Raw genomic sequence first — 17,836 nt, forward strand, 5'->3', positions numbered from 1 at the left:
GTCAGAGAGCGCCGCGCCGGTCGACGGCGGCGGCACGGGATGCGGGCGCTCCCAGGGGCACCCAGTCGAACGGCACGGCTTGCGCGCGGTAGACCAGCGGGGTGCGGGTCAGGCGGTCCACGCCGGGCACCCGGGGTTCGCGCACCTCGGGTTCACCGCCGACGCCGAGGCCCTCGTACGGGGATCCGTACTCCCACACCACCTGACCGGTCGAGGTGACCTGGAACAGCCGGCCGGTCATTCCCTCGGTGATGAGCGTGTTTCCGTTGGGCAGCCGCTGGGCGTTGCTCACGAAGGAACTGAAGAATGTCCAGGAGGGCAGTCCGGAATCCTCGGCGGTGTACTGCCAGACGATCTGCCGGGTCGACGGATCGATTTCCAGTACCCGCGAGCCCGCGTAGATTCCCAGCGGCGCCGGCGGATAACCCGCGCCGCCCTGATTGTCGAATACGAGAATGTTTCCCGCGCCGGGCAGGCCGTCGGCGATGAGATGTGGATTGTGCTGTCCGGATATCTGATCCACCGGCCGCGGCACCTTGTGCGCGTTGATGCGCTGGTGCTGCGCGCCCGGGGTTTCGGAGATATAGGGGCCCAGTTGCCAGACCACCGATTTCGTGGCCTTGTCGATCAGCGCGACGATATTGGCCTTGCGCGAGCTGATCAGAATGTTGTCCGGATGAAAGACGCCGCCGGGGTGCTCGCGATGCCAGCGGTTCGGTCCCAGGGACTTGGCGCTGTTGAGTTCGAGGTAGCCCCACGGATCATCGGGATCGCGGGTCACCGTCGCCCGCAGGGCCTCCCAGCCCGCGGCGGAGAAGCCCAGTTCATCGAGGTGATCCCCGGCCAGCCACTCCCAGACGATCGAGCCGTCCGGCGCCACCTCGAACAGTCCCTGGTCACCGACGACCGCGGGGCCGAGGGCGGGAACCACGCGCGGTACGGTCACCAGCAGCAGCCGGTTGCCGTTCGGCAGTGATTCCCAGTCGTGATTCTGCCGCGCCGCGCCGCCGGGAGCCTCGCTGCCCCATTCCCACACCGTGTCGCCGGACCAATCCAGCTGTCCCACGGTGCCATTGGCGAAGATGCCGCCGCGCGAATCGCCGCTGCCCGACAGCTGGATTCCGATATCGCCCAGGCGGCCATTGTTGAGGGCCGGATCGATGATGCGCGGCGGCACCCCGGCGTACGGCCATTGTTTGCGCACGACGCCGCCCAGGTCGATGAGCCGGGTGATCGAATCCGCGCCCGTGAACAGAACGTAGCTGTCATATGCGAGTTCGGGTTCGAAGTAGGTGACGCCCGTGGGGCGAACGAATGCCATGCCGAATACTCCACCAGTCGGTTGTTAAGTCCGTGGATCGTGAACGTAACGAATCTAATCGATTAGCGCGACCGCGCAGAAGTCCCGTACGGTGTGAGAATCAAGGTGATTCCAACTGTGGCCGCAGCGGCCCCGGGTGTCGACGATAGGGCAGATGTGACCGCCAAACGAGTGACGCTGGCCGACGTGGCCGCGCATGCGGGGACCTCCACCGCCGTGGTGAGCTATGTCCTCAACGATGGACCCCGCCCGGTGTCGGAAGCCCTGCGCGCCAAGGTGCTCCGGGCTCTCGACGAGCTGCAGTACCGTCCCGATCGCATCGCCCGCGCACTGCGCCGCCCCGGTAGGTGGCGGCAGATCGGCCTACTCGTACCCGATCTCACCCTGCCGCTGTTCGGCACGCTGGTCGGCCGGATCGAGCTCGAGGCGCGCCGCCGCGACCACCTCACCCTGATCGGCAACACCGGGTACGACCCCGATCGCGAACTCGAGTTCGTCGAGGCGTTCGCGGGCAGCGGCATCGACGGGCTGATCGTCGTGGGCGGCGCGAACGGACCCGCGACCGCCAAAGTCTGTGCCCGCGAACGCATTCCGATCGTCTGGGCGCACAACAACCGGGATCACGTGGATTCCCCGCTCGTCGGAGCGGATCACGTGGCGGCCGGCGCGCTGGCCGCACGGCATCTGCTCGAGGCGCACGGTCGCCGCGAGATCGCCTTCGTCGGCGGCTTCACCGCCGAGGACGTCGTGCACGGTGATCGGGAAACCGTCGCGCAGCGCCACGCGGGATATGCGACGGTCGTCGGCGCCGCCGATGCGCGGGTCGTTCGCACCGATCTCACCCCGCACGGGGCATATGCCTCCGTAATCCGGTATCTCGCAACCGAACCCGCTCCCCGGGGCATGGTCGTGGGCACCTATGGCCAAGCCGCCGCGGTGTTGCGCGCCATCGCGGACTCCGGCCTGCGCACCCCGGAGGACATCGCGGTCGTCGGTTTCGACGCCGATGCCCGCAACAGTTTCGGGCAGCCCGTGCTCACCACCGTGCAGCAGCCGATCGACGTCATCGCCCGCGCCGCGCTCGATCGCATTCTGAGCCCCGCGACGGCCGCGACGCCCGTGGTCGATGTACGCCTCGAAACCGGTGAGACCTGCGGTTGCGGGATCGATCCGATGTCATCGCGAAACCACCGGCTCGCAGCCGGGACCCTCTGACATCGGTTCCTTCGGTGCGAAGGGCCGGGTGAAACCGCCGAAACCCCGCCTGGCGGGCGGGGTTTCGCCAGAGCTCGGCCCGGTCTACTTCGCCGGTGCGGGCGCCGGGGCGTTGATCGTGGTGAAGTACTGTGCCGCGGCCAGAATCGCCACGGGGGCGGTGATGAAGATCTGGCCGGCCACGGTGCCCAGGGCCCCGATCGCGGCGATCCCGCCGATGCAGCCGACCGCCGCGGCGGGGATGAAGGGGCCGAACAGGCCGACGATGGAGGCCGAGGCCACCGTCGCGCCGACCACGCCGCCCAGTACGCAGCCGACGGCCGCGCCGCCGAGTCCGCCGACCAGGGTGCCGATGGCCGCGCCGAGGGAGATGGTGCTGGTCATGCGGGACCAGGCGGCCACTTCGCGGTCGTATTCGGTCTTGAACGGCGCCTTGTCCTCGAAGGGCAGGGCCACGGGCTCGTAGACAGCGTGCGCCAGGTCCAGGCGCGGGGTCAGGGTGGCGGTGTTTCCGGAGATGTCGGCGGTGATCGGGAAGCGGAAATCGTCCACCCGGAAAGACAATTCGGTGCCGGCGAGGACCGTGCCGTCCGCGGCTCGGATCGTGAAGACGCCGTTGTCGGCGTTCAGCGATCCGGCGTCGGTGGTGATCACCGTGGATCGCTCGCCGACCTGTGCGGTGTAGCCGACCGCGTCGGGGGCCGGGGTGGCGTGTGCGGTGCCGGCGCCGATGGCCGCGACGGCGATCAGCATGGCGGCGCCCTGCGCGGGCGCCGCGAATTTCCTCATCAACATTTCTCGGTTCCTCGATCGGATTCATTCGGGCGGAACGGCTCCGGAGCCGTTCCGAACTGTAATGAAAACGATTGTCATTAGCAAACCGGTGGGCTGCCCGTCATCGGAGAAGAGGCGGCTCGGAACGCGACCGAGCCCCGTCCGGGTCGTGGACGGGGCTCGGTGGGCGGGCGGGGTTACGGCTGGTCGGTGAGGTAACCGCCACGCGCGAAGAACTCCGCGACCGGTGGCTCGGCGCCGTCCGCGGTCCGCACCGCGGTGATGTTCAGGGCGCGGTTGCCGCCTCGGAAAGCGTGGGGGCCGCTGACGACCGAGGCCTGGCCGTCCAGCACGACCACCCGGCCGGGGGTACCGCCGACGGGGAAATCCGAGACGCGGGCCGCGAGGATTTCCACGCGCTCGCCGCGGTAGAAGCTGTACGCGCGGGGGTACGGGGCCGAGAGTGCGCGCACGAAGCGTTCGAGATCGGTTGCGTCCCAAGACCAGTCGACGCGACTGTCGATGTCGGCGCGCTTGTGGAAGTAGGTGCGCTCGGCCATGTCCTGTGGCCGCCAGACCGCGGTGCTGTTCTCGAGGGCGTCCAGGGCCTCGTGCACGGCGGCCGGGATGAGATCCAGCCCCGCCAGGACGAGTTCGGTGCCGGTGGCCTCCGGGCCGATGGGCAGCGACTTCTGAATGAGAATGTCGCCGGTGTCGAGGTTCTCGTCCATGCGGTGCACGGTGAGACCGGTCTCGGCGGCGCCGCTGATCAGGGCCCAGAGCACGGGGGAGAAGCCGGTGAACTTCGGCAGCAGCGAATCGTGCAGGTTCAGGGTGCCGTGCGGGGGCATGGCGTAGAGCTCGGCGGGCATCCAGGTGTACCAGCTGTTCACCACGATGACATCGGGTTCGGCGCGTTTGACCAGGTCGATGGTCTCGGTGTCGGCGCGCTCGGTCAGGTGGACGGGAATACCGTGCGCACGCGCCAGATCCTCGACCGAGTCGTTCCAGATCGCCTTGTACGAGGACTCGCTCGCCGGATGGGTGACCGAGAGCACCACCTCGTGCCGCGAATCCAGCAGCGCCTGCAGGGTTCTGCGCCCCCAGGTCTGAAAACCGAACGTGACCACCCGCATTCGGGCACCTTTCTGTCGAGGAATGAAACTAAGGGTAGCCTCACTAACCGTTCGGTGTCTCGAGTACGTCCGTGGCCTGCGCGGGTCCGGCCACACCCGTTCAGAACATCGCGACCCACATGGCCAGGGGTGCGTTGATGAAGCCGTGCACCGCGATGACGAGCCACGGATTGCGGTGCCGCGACCAGAGATAGCCCAGGAACAGGCTCTTCACCCCGATCACCGCGACGGCCGCGGCGAGGTCGACGACCGGCCCGTTGCCGCCCTGGATGGCCGCGTGCCAGGCCGCGAACACCACGCTGGTCACGAGAATCGCCGCCCACCGCCCGTACAGCGACTCGAGCCTGGTTTGCAGCCAGAAACGGTAGAAGACCTCCTCCAGCACCGCGTTCAGCACGAAGACCGCCGCTATGGTGACCGGATCCGGTATCGGGTCCGGGGCGGCGGGGTCGAGCGCGTAGGTGATCAGCACGAAGGCCGCGACCGCGGGCAGCGGGCGGACCCAGCGCCCGGACAGGTCCGCGCGTGCCCATTCGCGCCACGTCACCACGCGCAGCGCCACGGGAAGCAGTAGCAGGAGAACGGCTTTCAGGCCGAGGAACCAGAGGTTGTCGCCGCCCGCCAGGTGCAGACCCGTCGCGAAGGCCACCGCCAGCGCCGCGAGCGTCCAGCTCTGCCGGACTCGGATACGGGTGTCGATCGCCGCGAACGGATCCGGCGCGGGTTCGCGCGGCGGGATCAGCCACGCCAGGGCGAGACCCGCCACCGCGGGCAGTCCGAGCAACCAGATCGACTGTGTCTCGGCGTCATCCGCCGAGAACCGCACCTCGGTATGGCCGGTGACGAGCAGAATCACCAGCGCGCCCAGGTAGATCGCCACCCCGGCGGCGAGCAGTGCCGTGCCGATACGAGAGCCGCTGTTCACCTCGCTCAGGCTACCCACGCCGATGTCGTGCCGGGTCGGGGTGCGGCCGGGCCGGCCAGTCCACAGATCGCCCGACGGCACGGGGATTCGGGCGACCCTCGCGCCCGTGGGCGGCGCGGTCCCACGCCCGGTCGAAACGGCGATGCGGCCGCGACACGCCGATGACTGCTAGCGTGCGGCTATGCAGAACAGTGTGACAGTGCGAATGGCCGCGCCCGCCGAACAGATCTGGGGGCTGGTCAGCGACATCACCAACACCGGTAAGTTCAGCCCGGAGACGATCGCGGCCGAATGGCTCGGGGGCGCAACGAGTCCCGCTGTCGGCGTGAAGTTCCGGGGGCGGGTGAACCGGAACGGGTGGGGGTTCAAATACTGGACCGTGTGCCGGATCATCGCGAGCGAGCCGGGTAAGGAGTTCGCGTTCACCGTGCTCGGGCCGGGCGGCATGGGCATCAACACCTGGCGCTACGAGTTCACGCCGGTCGAGGGCGGGACCGACGTGACCGAGTCCTTCCACCTGCATCAGGAGACGCTGCCGGTCAAGCTGTACTGGCTCGCGGCGGGCTGGACCCGTGGCAAAACGAACCTGGACGGCATGCGCGAGACACTGAACCGGATCAAGGCCGTCGTGGAGAAGTGAACGGTTCGGGCTCGGCTCCGTCGTGACCACCGGGCGGGTGACCGCCGATCGCCGGTGGTCACCACCCCCGGCTGGCTTCGGCACGGCACCACTGTTCGCCACCGTGGTCGGAGCGGATGGCCGGGCCAACCCCTAGCGCATCGCGGACGTCGCGCTGTCGGTGACGTCCGCGCTCGCCCGCAACGGGGTGATGCGCACGCGATTGTCGTGGAAGACCGCACCGCCCTCGTAGTCCGAATCCCGTTCGGCGATGGTGGCATTCACCGTTGACCCGCCGCTGAGCTTGGCCCAGCGGCCCTTGGTGGTCGCGGCCACGCCCGGTCGGACCCGGTCGGACACCTCGGCCACGGCTTCGAACGAGCCGCGGTCGTTCGCGATGAGAATCGGTGTGCCGTCGGCGATCTCGCGCGCGGCGGCGTCCCGCGGATGCAGGGTGACGCGGGGTTCGCCGGAGCGGCGGCGCAATTCCGGGTTCGCGCCGAAGGTCGAGTTCAGGAAGTAGTGCGAGGCCGCCGAGATCAGCACCAGGCCGTCACCGGGATCGGCGGGCGGGGTATAGCCGGGCAGCGGATCGTGCCCGGCGGCCAGGGCCCGGGCGGACAGGAATTGCAGCTTGTCGGCGGGCACCGGCTGCGGGGTGATCTTGAGGAAGCCCTGGGCGCGCAGGCGCGCGGTGTCGTAGCCCGCCAGCAACTGTTCGGCCAGGGTCTCGTCGGAGTCGTAGAGCGCCGGTTCGGTCAGGCCCAGGCGCCGAGCCAGGCGGCGGAAGGTCTCGGTGGTGGACAGGCATTCGCCCGGCGGCGCGACGGCGGGATCGTTCCAGACCAGGTAGAGGTGCCCGTAGCCGGCCAGGACGTCCAGGTGTTCGGGCTGCATGGTGGCGGGCAGGATGATGTCGGCGTAGTCGGCGGTGTCGGTCATGAAGTGCTCGAGGACCACGGTGAACAGATCCTCGCGGGCCAGCCCCGCGCGCACGCGGTTCTGATCCGGATTCGAGCCGACCGGATTGGCCGCGATGACGAACAGCGCCTTGACCGGTGGATCATCGATCTCGGTGAGTGCCTCGCCGAGCCGGGTCATCGACAGCGTGCGCACCGGATGCGGCAGCAGGTCCATGCGCAGCAGCGCCGGCTCGTCGAGCTTGAAGTGGCCGCTGGTCGAATAGTGCAGTCCGCCACCGGGAATGGCCCAGTCGCCGGTCACGCCGGGCAGGCACGCCAGCACCCGCAGCGCCATGCCGCCGCCCGCGTGCCGCTGGATGCCCTGCGAGGCGCGGATGGCGGTGGGCCGGGTGCGGGCGATGCGCTCGCCCAGCGCCACGATCGACGCGACGGGCAGCCCGGTGATCTCGGCGACCCGGTCGGGCGTGAATTCGGCTATGCGGTCCCGGAATTCGGGCCAGCCCACGGTGTGGGTGTCGATGTACTCCTGGTCCTGCGCGCCCAGGCCGACGATCACGTTGAGCAGGCCCAGCGCCAGCGCCGCGTCGGTGCCGGGCAGCGGAGCCAGGTGCTCGTCGCAGCGCTCGGCGGTCTTGGTGCGGATCGGATCGATGGCCACGGTGTACGCGCCGCTGTCCTGGATGAACTTCCACAGGTGGTGACCGGAGGTCAGCGGATTGGTGCCCCACAGCAGGATCAGCTCGGACTTGGCGAAGTCCTCCGGATCCATGCCGCCTGAGCCGCCGAGCGTGTATTTCAATCCGGTGGTGCCCGCGATCGAGCAGATGGTGGCCTTGTGCAGGCTCGCGCCCAGCACATTGAACAGGCGCCGCCCGGCGTAGCCCTCGAGGCCCTGGAGATAGCCCAGACTGCCGGTGCCATGGAACGGCCAGATCGCCTCGCCGCCGAACTCGTCCACGATGCCGGTGAGGCGCTCGGCGATCTCGCCCAGCGCCTCGTCCCAGCTGATCCGCTCGAACCGGCCCTCGCCCTTGGCGCCCACTCGGCGCAGCGGATAGCGCAGCCGGTCGGGTGAATCGACCTGTTCGAGATAGCGATTCACCTTCACGCACAGCGCGCCCCGGGTGATCGGGTGCTCCTTGTTGCCGCGCAGTTCCACCGCGGCCCCATCGCGCACGGTGACCACCCAGGAGCAGGCGTCCGGGCAGTCGAGCGGGCAGGCGCCGAGGACCTTCATGTCCTCGATCGTAGGACCCCGCCCGATCTCGGTCGCTACGTGCCGGGCCGTACTACAGTGGCGTCACGTACGCCCCGGAGATGCCGCCGTCCACCAGGAACTGCGAGGCCGTCATGAAGGACGAGTCGTCACTGGCCAGGAACGCGACCGCCGCGGCGATCTCCTCGGGTTCGGCGAATCGGCCCACCGGGATGTGCACCAGCCGCCGGGCCGCGCGCTCGGGATCCTTGGCGAACAGCTCCTGCAGCAGCGGGGTGTTGACCGGGCCGGGGCACAGCGCGTTGACGCGAATGCCCTGGCGCGCGAACTGCACTCCGAGTTCGCGGCTCATGGCCAGCACACCGCCCTTGGACGCGGTGTAGGAGATCTGCGAGGTCGCCGCGCCCATGACCGCCACGAAGGAGGCGGTGTTGATGATCGAACCCCTGCCGCGCACGAGCATGTGCTCGATCGCGTACTTGCTGCACAGGTACACCGAGGTCAGGTTGACCTCCTGCACCCGCCGCCACGCGTCGAGCCCGGTGGTGAGGATGGAGTCGTCGTCCGGCGGGGAGATGCCCGCGTTGTTGAAGGCGATGTCCACCCCGCCGTAGGCGTCCGCGGCCTGCTGGAACATGGCCTGGACCTGGGTCTCGTCGGTGACGTCGACCTTCACGTAGAGTCCGTCGACCTCGGCCGCGGCGGATTGACCCGAGGTGGCGTCGATATCGGCGACGACGACCCGGGCGCCCTCGGCGGCGAAGCGCCGCACCGTGGCGAGACCGATTCCACTGCCGCCGCCGGTGACGACCGCTACTCGATCCTGTAAGCGCTGCAACATATCTCCTCTGGTGAATCGGTGGTGGATCCGGGCCGGGGGCGCGGTGCTCAGTCGGTGGCGATGAAGACGTTCTTGGTCTCGGTGAACGCGCGGGCGGCGTCGGGGCCGAGTTCGCGGCCCAGGCCGGACTGTTTGAAGCCGCCGAACGGTGTCCAGTAGCGCACCGAGGAATGCGAGTTCACCGACAGGTTCCCGGCCTCCACGGCCCGGCTCACGCGCAGCGCCCGGCCCACGTTCGAGGTCCAGATCGAGCCGGACAGGCCGTACTCGGTGTCGTTGGCGATGCGAATGGCGTCGGCCTCGTCCTCGAAGGGCAGCACCGCGACGACGGGGCCGAACACCTCCTCGGTGAGGATACGATCGGCCGGGCCCTGGGGCAGGACCACGGTGGGGGCGAACCAGAAACCGGGCCCCTCGGGGCGGTCGCCGGTGAAGGCCACCTTGGTCGAGGGCTCGAGGAAGCTCGCCACCCGCTCGCGGTGCGCGTTGGAGATGAGCGGTCCCATCTCGGTGGTCTCGAGCGCTGGATCGCCGACCCGAACGCCGCGCACCGCGGGTTCCAGGAGTTCGAGAAAGCGATCGAAGACGCTGCGCTGCACCAGGATCCGGGAGCGGGCGCAGCAGTCCTGGCCGGCGTTGTCGAACACCGCGCCGGGCGCGGTGGCGGCGGCCTTCTCCAGATCGGCGTCGCCGAACACGATATTGGCGCTCTTGCCGCCGAGTTCGAGGGTCACCCGCTTCACCTGGTCGGCACAGCCGGTCATGATCTGCTTGCCGACCTCGGTGGAGCCGGTGAAGACCACCTTGCGGACGGCCGGGTGGGTGACGAACCGCTGCCCGACCACCGAGCCCTTGCCCGCGATCACCTGGAAGACGTTCTCCGGCAGGCCCGCTCGCACGGCCAGTTCGGCCAGCCGCAGCGCGGTGAGCGGGGTCAGTTCGGCGGGTTTGAGGACAACGGTGTTGCCCGCGGCCAGGGCGGGACCGAAGCCCCAGGCCGCGATGGGCATGGGGAAGTTCCAGGGCACGATGATGCCGACCACGCCCAGCGGCTCGTGGAAGGTGACGTCGATGCCGCCCGCGACGGGAATCTGACTGCCCAGCAGGCGTTCGGGGAGTCCGGCGCTGTAGTGCAGCACGTCGCGGGCGTTGCCCGCCTCCCAGCGCGCGTTGCCGAGGGTGTGGCCGGAGTTCCGGACCTCGAGTGCGGCCAGGTGCTCCAGGTCGGCGTCGACGGCGTCGGCGAAGCGGCGCAGCAGCCGCGCGCGGTCGCCGGGGGCGGTGTCGCGCCAGCCCGGTGCGGCGCGGTGGGCGCGCTCGATGGCGGCGTCGACCGCGGCGAGATCGGCCGCCTCGACGGTCGCGATGACCTCCTCGGTCGCGGGGTTGATCACCTGGGATGTCGTCACCGATCGCGCTCCTGTCCGTATGTCGTTGCCGCCGCTACCAATGCCCGCATGAGCCGATGATCGGTGAGATCCGCCTCCGGATGCCATTGCACACCGATCAGGAAGGATTCGCCATGCGATTCGATCGCTTCGATGGTGCCGTCGGCGGCGTGTGCGGTGGCGCGCAGCGGTTCGGCGAGTCGTTCGATGGCCTGGTGGTGATGGCAGTTCGCCTTGACCTCGGGGCCGATGATCGCGGCCACCAGGCTGCCCGCGACGGTGGTGACGCGGGTGGCGCCGAAGATCCCGGGGGTGCGGGCGTGATCGGTGTGCCCCAGCACGTCCGGCAGGTGCTGCACGAGGGTGCCGCCCAGGGCCGCGTTCACCAGTTGCAGTCCGCGGCATACGGCCAGCACCGGAATGCCTTCGGCCCGGGCCAGTTCGAACAGCGAGAACTCCGATTCGTCGCGTTCGGGCCGGGTGCCGCGGGTCGCGGGATCGGGGGCCGCGCCGTAGCGGGAGGGCTCGAGATCGGCCCCGCCGGTCAGGACGATGCCGTCGAGGCGGCGCACCAGTTCGCGCCGTGCGGCGCCGACCGGTGGCAGCAGGACCGCGGTGCCCCCGGCGTGCTCGACCAGATCGACATAGTCCCGGGGCAGCAGCGCGCATTCCTGATCCCAGACCCCGTAGCGAGCGCGTTCGGAGTACGTGGTCAGGCCGATCACGGGCCGGAAGGCCGGTGCATCCGGCGCCGGATCGCGCACCGCCGCCGCGGCTTCCGGCGTGGCGCGGCGGGTGGGGTGAGCCTGGTCCGGTGCGGACGCCGGTGGGCGGTGTCCGGGTCCGTCCGCGCCGGTGTCGTGATCAGAGGCGTTCGAAGCCACGGATGCGCTCCCAGTCGGTCACGGCCGCGTCGAAGGCGTCGAGTTCCACCTGCGCCGCGTTGCGGTAGTGGCGGACCACCTCGTCGCCGAAGGCGAGTTTGGCGGCCTTGCTGTCGCCGAACAGCAGGGCGGACTCACGCAGGGTTGCCGGGACGCGCGGGCGATCCGAACGGTAGGCGTTGCCCCGGAACTCCGGTTCCAGGGGTAGCGCGTTCTCGATGCCGTGCAGCCCCGCGGCAATGGTCGCGGCGACCGCGAGGTACGGGTTCACATCCCCGCCGGGTACGCGGTTCTCGAAGCGCAGGGCCGGGCCGTGGCCCACCACGCGCAGCGCGCAGGTGCGGTTGTCCCGGCCCCAGGCGATGGCGGTCGGCGCGAAGCTGCCCGCCTGGAAGCGCTTGTAGGAGTTGATGTTCGGGGCCAGTAGATAGGTGAACTCGCGCAGGCATTCGAGCTGCCCGGCCAGGAAGTGCCGCAGGATCGCCGATTCGCCGATCGCGCCGTCGCCGGGGAAGACCGGCTCGCCTGCCTCGGTGCGCAGGCTCAGGTGGATGTGACAGGAATTGCCCTCGCGCGCATTGTATTTGGCCATGAAGGTGAGGCTGCGGCCCTCCTGGGCGGCGATCTCCTTCGCGCCGGTCTTGTAGATGGTGTGGTTGTCGCAGGTGATCAGGGCCTCGTCGTAGCGGAAGGCGATCTCGTGCTGACCGGGATTGCATTCGCCCTTGGCCGATTCCACGTACATGCCCGCGCCGTCCATCTCGTTGCGTATGCGGCGCAGCAGCGGCTCGACACGGGTCGTGCCCAGCATCGAATAGTCCACGTTGTACTGGTTGGCCGGGGTCAGTTCGCGGTAGCCGCCGCGGAAGGCCGACTCGTAACTGTCGTCGAAGACCAGGAATTCGAGCTCGGTGCCGACGTAGGCGCGCAGGCCGTGCTCGGCCAGGCGATCGAGCTGGGCGCGCAGCACCTGACGCGGGGAGGCCGTGACCGGCGTGCCCGCGGGGTCGACCTGCTCCACATCGCACAGCACCAGCGCGGTGCCGGGCAGCCACGGCACCAGGCGCAGGGTGGCCAGGTCCGGGCGCAGGACGAAATCGCCGTAGCCGGTGTCCCAGGAGGACATGTCGTACCCGTCCACGGTGGCCATGTCGACGTCCACGGCCAGCAGGTAGTTGCACGCCTCGGTGGCGTGGTCCAGCACCTCGTCCACGAAATACCGTGCCGAGCAACGTTTTCCCTGGAGCCGGCCCTGCATGTCGGTCATGGCGACCAACACGGTGTCCAGCGTTCCCGCCTCCACCCACTGCATCAGCTCGGCAACACTCAGCATCCCGGTTCGCATCATGACCCCTCTCGGCGGCAATGCCGATCACGCTAAGCGAAGTCGCGGCCTCGGGCTGCCCGAATCCACGATGCGATCGGCGGCACCCAGTCTGGCCGGTAGCTCGCGTCGCGGCGAGATGCCACACCGCAGGGGCGGGGGAGCAAGGTCGGTGATTTTCCTGAAAGTTCGCTGTCCCGGTCGTACCGTAGTGGAGGGCAGAAACACCCTGCCGCACAGAAGGTTCCGCTGGTCGTTGGTCCAGCGGTTTTGCTTTGCTCGAAAATGCACCGTCAGCGTTGTGATACAGGGCCAGGGGGTTGCTGTGCAGCCGTTCGAACTTCCCGATTTCTACATGCCGTATCCGGCCAGGCTCAATCCGCATCTCGAACAGGCCCGGGCGCATACCCGGGGGTGGGCCGCGCGCATGGGCTTCTTCGAACCGCAGCTCGGGCATCACATCTGGGACGAGACCGACCTGGAGCGGCACGACTACGGGTTGCTCTGCGCGTACACCCATCCCGACTGCGACAGTCCGGAACTGGACCTGATCACCGACTGGTACGTCTGGGTCTTCTACTTCGACGATCACTTCCTCGAACTGTTCAAGAAGACCGGCGACACCCGCGGCGCCCGGGACTATCTGGAACGCCTGCGCGCCTTCATGCCGCTGGACAGCGTCGAGATGCCCGAGCCGACCAATCCGGTGGAGCAGGGCCTGGCCGATCTGTGGCCGCGCACGGTGCCGAGCATGTCCCTGGACTGGCGGCGGCGCTTCGCCGGCACCACGCAGGCGCTGCTCGAGGAATCGCGATGGGAGCTGGCCAACATCACCGAGGGCCGCATCGCCAACCCCATCGAGTACATCGAGATGCGGCGCAAGGTCGGCGGGGCGCCGTGGTCGGCGAATCTGGTGGAACACGCGGTGGCGGCGGAGGTTCCGGCCGACTTGGCGTACACCCGGCCGCTGCGCGTGCTGTGCGACACCTTCGCCGACGGGGTGCACCTGCGCAACGACATCTTCTCCTACGAGCGCGAGGTGCGTTCCGAGGGCGAGAACGCCAACGGCATTCTGGTGGTCGAACGCTTCCTGGGCTGTGCGACCCAGGCCGCGGCGGAGATCGTCAACGATCTGCTGACCTCGCGCGTGCAGCAGTTCGAATACACCGCGCTCACCGAATTGCCGCTGCTGTTCGCCGAATACGGGGCGACGCCACGGGCCCAGCTCGCGGTGGCGGCATACGCCAAGGGGTTGCAGGACTGGCAGGCCGGCGGGCACGAATGGCATCTGCGGTCCAGCCGCTACATGAACAAGTCGAGCACTCGCGCGAGTTCGACCGCCGCCCTGCCGACAACGCTCATACCGAACGGAATCGGGATGTCTGCGCTGCGGCTCACCCCGGGCAGCCTGGGCCTGGGGCCGCGCGTCAGGAGCTTCGCCCACGCGCCCGAACCGGTCGGCCCGACGCCGCTGCCGGAGATCTACATGCCCTTCACCCTGCGGCTCAATCCGCGGGTCGACGCCGCCCGCGAACACATCGTCGACTGGGCGCGCGCCATGGGCATGCTCGAACCCGCGCCCGGGGTCGAGGTGAACATCTGGTCCGAGCGCGATCTGCGCGACTTCGACTTCCCGCTCTGCGCAGCGGGATTGGATCCGGACGCGAACGGCGACGAACTCGACCTGTCGAGCGGGTGGCTGACCTGGGGCACCTACGTCGACGACTACTATCCGGCCGTCTTCTTCCCGGCCAAGAACGTGGTCGCGGCGAAGGCGCAGGGGTTGCGGCTGGCGGAGTTCATGCCGATCGAGGGGGCGGCGGCGGAACTGCCCGTCAATCCCCTCGAGGCCGGGCTGGCCGATCTGTGGGCGCGCACCACCGCGCCCATGGACGGCGCGCAGAAACAGGAATTCCGCAGGGCCATCCAGAGTTTCCTGACCGCGTGCGAGTGGGAGGTGCTCAATCACACCCTGCACCGCATCCCCGATCCCATCGACTACGTGGAGATGCGCCGCGACACCTTCGGCTCGGATCTGACCAAGTCGCTCTCGCGGCTCACACACGGCAATCTCGTTCCGCCGCAGATCTACCGGACCCAGACGCTGTCGAATCTGGAGAACACCGCGGCCGATTACGCGGTGCTGCTCAACGATCTGTTCTCGTATCAGAAGGAAACCGAGTTCGAGGGCGACTTCCACAACGGGGTGCGGGTCATCCGCAATTTCCTGGGCTGCGACCGGGATCGAGCCGTGGCCGTGGTCAACGATCTGATGACCGCGCGCATGGAACAGTTCGAGCGGGTGGTGAGCGTGGAGCTGCCCACCCTCTACGAGGAGTACGAGCTCGAGCCCGACGTGCGCCGGGTGCTCGACCAGCGGGCCCGGGAGTTGCAGGACTGGCTGGCCGGAATCCTGCACTGGCACTTGGAATGCCGGCGCTACGGCGAAGAACATCTGATCGCGCGGTACCGGCCCGCCCCGCCGGCGCCCGCGGCCCCGGTGACCCCGGGCTTCACCCGGCCGTCCGGGCTGGGCACCACGGCCTACCGGTTCGGCGCGGCGCGGTCCGTACACAGCTGACGCACGACCGGTGGCGGGCGGCTCGAACCGGGCCGCCCGGCACCGCGTATTGCCCGGGGACCCGCTGGGCGGTCGCTACCCTGGAGGATCCAGGGGAGAAGGGTGGGGAAATCAGGTGAATACCGGAGCCGTATCGGTGGCCTTGCCGATCGCGCTGGCCGTGATCATGTTCGGGCTGGGGCTGTCACTGACCATCGAGGATTTCGCGCGGGTCGCGCGGCATCCGAAGGTGGTCGCCATCGCGCTGGTGTGCCAGGTGCTGGTGTTGCCGGCGCTGGCGTTCGGTCTGATCCTGGCCTTCGATCTGCCGCCGCTGCTGGCGGTGGGCATGATGTTGCTGGCGGCCTCGCCCGGTGGGGCGTCGGCGAATCTGTTCAGCCATCTGTTCCGCGGTGACGTGGCGCTCAATGTCTCGCTGACGGCGGTCAATTCGGTGATCTCGGTGATCACCATCCCGCTGCTGGTGAACTTCGCCATCGACTATTTCGAACCCGTCGACGACACCGGCGCGGTCGGGCTGCAATTCGGCAAGGTGGTGCAGGTCTTCGCGATCGTCCTGGTGCCGGTGGTGCTCGGCATGATCCTGCGGCGGGTGGCTTCGGGTTTCGCCGATCGGATGGACAGGCCGGTGCGAATCGCCTCGGTGGTCCTGCTCGCGCTGGTCGTGGTGGTCGGCGTGAGCGCCGAACGCTCGGACGCGGCGGGCTATCTGCGCCAGGTCGGCGCGATCACGGCGCTGTTCTGCCTGCTGAGTCTGACGATCGGATATTTCGTGCCGCGCCGCCTGGGCATCGGGCGGCGGCAGGCCATCGCGTGCTCGATGGAGATCGGCATCCACAACAGCGCCATCTCCATCACCATCGCGATCAGCGTCCTGGACAGCACCCAGATCGCCGTTCCGGCAGCGGTTTACGCCATTCTCATGACGCCCATGGCGGCGGCGGTCGGCTGGCTGCTGACCAGGCCGCGGCACCCGCGCCACGACGCGGCGGATCTGCAACCGGCCGAATCCTGACGCGGAGCGGATGTCGCGGGCGATGCCGCCCGGTGCTCACGGCCGCGGGCCGGCCAGCCGGGTCGGTTGCAGACGGCCGCGCAGGGTCACCGATTCACCGAGTTCCCAATGCTTCTGCTCGTCGAGGTCGGCGGCGTTCACGGTGTTCTCCGAGGCCAGTACGCGCGCGTCATAGGATTTGGCGAGTTCGCACAGGCGCGCGGCCTCGTTGACCGCGTCACCGATGACGGTGAATTCGTAGCGACGGTGCGCGCCGACATTGCCGGCCACCACGCGCCCGGCCGCGACCCCGATCGCGGCGTCGAATTCGCTTGCGGCGCCGGTCAACCGGGAGCGGATGGCGCGGGCCGCGGACAGGGCCGCGGCGGCCGGATCGGCCAGCGGCGCGGGGGTGCCGAACACCGCGAGCGCGGCGTCGCCCTCGAACTTGTTCACCAGACCGCCCGCGTGCTCGACCTCGTCGACCACGATGGCGAAGAACTCGTTGAGGATGGTGACGATCTCGGGGGCCGGGCGCGAGGCTGCCATGGTGGTCGAGCCGATGATGTCGATGAAGAGCGCGGCGGCGTAGCACTCCTCGCCGCCGAGTTCCTGATTGCGCTCGAGGGCCGCCGCGGCGACATCGTGGCCGACGTGCCGGCCGAACAGATCCCGGATCTGCTCGCGTTCACGCAGGCCCTGCACCATGCGGTTGAAACCGCTTTGCAGCTCGCCCAATTCGGTGCCGTCGTAGACGGTGACGGCGGCGTCGAGATCGCCGTTCTCGACCCGGCGCAGCGCGTTGCGCACGCCGCGGATCGGGGCGACGGTGGCCGCGAGCGTCTGGGCCATGAGCATGCCGCCGAACACCAGGGTCGCCCCGCCCAGGGACAGCACGCAGACAGCGAGCCGCGCGGTGCTGATGTCCATGCCGCACAGCGCGAGGATCGCCACCACCATGAGCAGTGCGACCGGAATACCTGAACCCAGCACCCACACCAGCGCCGAACGCCCGAACACCCCGACGCCGCGGGCCTGCCGGGACGGAGTCGCGTCGAGCACCCGGGCGGTCACCGCGCGCAGCGCGAACTCCGCGACCAGATAGCTGTTGGCGCACACCACGATCGCGCTGAATCCGATGCCCAGCAGGAGCTTGGGCACGAAGGCCGGATCCATGACCCCGTACAGCGGCGTCAGCACCGCCATACCGCCGATCCACAGTGCGGCCTGCTGGAAGGCCAGCCGGCGCGGCACCCGGGCGGCGGCCCGGCGTTCCTTCTCGTCGGGCACGTGGTCGGGGTCGATCGCCCAGCGCAGGGTCCGCACGCCCCACACCGTGCCCCAGGTCGTGCCGATCACCAGCGCGAGCGCCGCGTACAGCGGGGTCGCCAGGAAGTTCAGCAGGATCAAATCGCGGCTGAAGACCGACGGGCCCGGCAGCACCGCCCCGATCAGGGCGATGGCCACCACGATCCCGACCAGGTTGCCCAGGATCAGCGGCACGGTCAGCAGCGTCTGCACGCGCACCCGCCGCGACAGCGCGCCCTCGTTCGCCGGCCCGAGCAACCGCGATCCCCACGGTGCCGATCCCAGCGCCTTGCGCTCCCCGCCGCCCTCGACCATGCGGCCAGCCTAGGGGAAACGCCGGCGCGGTGATCGACTCCCGACCGGTTCACCGCGTGGAGAGAACGCCAC

General features: G+C 69.1%; 14 protein-coding genes. 4 read left to right on the forward strand and 10 right to left on the reverse strand.

The features are described 5' to 3' along the window. Position 1: 1 nt before the first annotated feature. Positions 2–1,321, reverse strand: a complete 1,320-nt coding sequence (locus ABZ319_RS07345) for an aryl-sulfate sulfotransferase (protein WP_354985470.1) — start codon at positions 1,319–1,321, stop codon at positions 2–4. Positions 1,322–1,477: 156 nt separating this feature from the next. Between ABZ319_RS07345 and ABZ319_RS07350 the strand changes: the two genes are divergently transcribed. Continuing rightward, on the forward strand, positions 1,478–2,536 hold the full coding sequence (locus ABZ319_RS07350; RefSeq protein WP_354985471.1) for a LacI family DNA-binding transcriptional regulator: 1,059 nt from the start codon (positions 1,478–1,480) through the stop codon (positions 2,534–2,536). An 84-nt stretch (positions 2,537–2,620) separates the two neighbouring features. Here ABZ319_RS07350 and ABZ319_RS07355 read toward each other — a convergent pair whose 3' ends face one another. The 3 genes from ABZ319_RS07355 to ABZ319_RS07365 form a co-directional block, all read right to left on the reverse strand. Next, the gene (locus ABZ319_RS07355; RefSeq protein ID WP_354985472.1) at positions 2,621–3,331 is read right to left on the reverse strand and encodes a hypothetical protein; all 711 of its coding nucleotides are present in this window, start codon (positions 3,329–3,331) and stop codon (positions 2,621–2,623) included. Between the two features lie 176 nt (positions 3,332–3,507). Further along, positions 3,508–4,446: a methionyl-tRNA formyltransferase gene (locus ABZ319_RS07360; RefSeq protein ID WP_354985473.1), complete on the reverse strand. Its 939-nt coding sequence runs from the start codon at positions 4,444–4,446 to the stop codon at positions 3,508–3,510. Between the two features lie 100 nt (positions 4,447–4,546). Further along, on the reverse strand, positions 4,547–5,389 hold the full coding sequence (locus ABZ319_RS07365; RefSeq protein WP_354985474.1) for a CPBP family intramembrane glutamic endopeptidase: 843 nt from the start codon (positions 5,387–5,389) through the stop codon (positions 4,547–4,549). Between the two features lie 163 nt (positions 5,390–5,552). Here ABZ319_RS07365 and ABZ319_RS07370 point away from each other — a divergent pair, with 163 nt between their 5' ends. Beyond that, a complete protein-coding gene (locus ABZ319_RS07370; RefSeq protein WP_354985475.1) occupies positions 5,553–6,011 on the forward strand; it encodes an SRPBCC family protein in 459 nt (152 codons plus the stop codon). Between the two features lie 132 nt (positions 6,012–6,143). Here ABZ319_RS07370 and ABZ319_RS07375 read toward each other — a convergent pair whose 3' ends face one another. The 5 genes from ABZ319_RS07375 to ABZ319_RS07395 are packed head-to-tail and all read right to left on the reverse strand — an operon-like array spanning position 6,144 to position 12,575. Next, complete coding sequence (locus ABZ319_RS07375) at positions 6,144–8,150, reverse strand: molybdopterin-dependent oxidoreductase (RefSeq protein WP_354985476.1); 2,007 nt, start codon at positions 8,148–8,150, stop codon at positions 6,144–6,146. Between the two features lie 52 nt (positions 8,151–8,202). Continuing rightward, the gene (locus ABZ319_RS07380) at positions 8,203–8,970 is read right to left on the reverse strand and encodes a 3-oxoacyl-ACP reductase (RefSeq protein ID WP_354985477.1); all 768 of its coding nucleotides are present in this window, start codon (positions 8,968–8,970) and stop codon (positions 8,203–8,205) included. 47 nt (positions 8,971–9,017) lie between these two features. Next, a complete protein-coding gene (locus ABZ319_RS07385; protein WP_354985478.1) occupies positions 9,018–10,379 on the reverse strand; it encodes an aldehyde dehydrogenase family protein in 1,362 nt (453 codons plus the stop codon). Next, the gene (locus ABZ319_RS07390; RefSeq protein WP_354985479.1) at positions 10,376–11,242 is read right to left on the reverse strand and encodes a gamma-glutamyl-gamma-aminobutyrate hydrolase family protein; all 867 of its coding nucleotides are present in this window, start codon (positions 11,240–11,242) and stop codon (positions 10,376–10,378) included. The genes ABZ319_RS07385 and ABZ319_RS07390 overlap by 4 nt, the downstream gene beginning before the upstream one ends. Beyond that, positions 11,223–12,575, reverse strand: coding sequence for a glutamine synthetase family protein (locus ABZ319_RS07395; RefSeq protein WP_354985480.1), 1,353 nt, complete (start codon positions 12,573–12,575; stop codon positions 11,223–11,225). Before ABZ319_RS07395 ends, ABZ319_RS07390 begins: the two co-directional genes overlap by 20 nt. Before the next feature lie 316 nt (positions 12,576–12,891). On the opposite strand from ABZ319_RS07395, the gene ABZ319_RS07400 reads away from it, so the two are divergent. Together ABZ319_RS07400 and ABZ319_RS07405 are read left to right on the forward strand one after the other, a co-directional pair. Further along, positions 12,892–15,147: a germacradienol/geosmin synthase gene (locus ABZ319_RS07400; protein WP_354985481.1), complete on the forward strand. Its 2,256-nt coding sequence runs from the start codon at positions 12,892–12,894 to the stop codon at positions 15,145–15,147. A 115-nt stretch (positions 15,148–15,262) separates the two neighbouring features. Continuing rightward, positions 15,263–16,162, forward strand: a complete 900-nt coding sequence (locus ABZ319_RS07405) for a bile acid:sodium symporter family protein (protein WP_354985482.1) — start codon at positions 15,263–15,265, stop codon at positions 16,160–16,162. Positions 16,163–16,198: 36 nt separating this feature from the next. On the opposite strand, the gene ABZ319_RS07410 is transcribed toward ABZ319_RS07405, so the two are convergent. Continuing rightward, positions 16,199–17,764, reverse strand: a complete 1,566-nt coding sequence (locus ABZ319_RS07410) for an adenylate/guanylate cyclase domain-containing protein (protein ID WP_354985483.1) — start codon at positions 17,762–17,764, stop codon at positions 16,199–16,201. Between the last annotated feature and the right edge of the window lie 72 nt (positions 17,765–17,836).

Source organism: Nocardia sp. NPDC005978 (genome assembly GCF_040614455.1).
In the GTDB taxonomy this organism is placed as follows: Bacteria; Actinomycetota; Actinomycetes; order Mycobacteriales; family Mycobacteriaceae; genus Nocardia.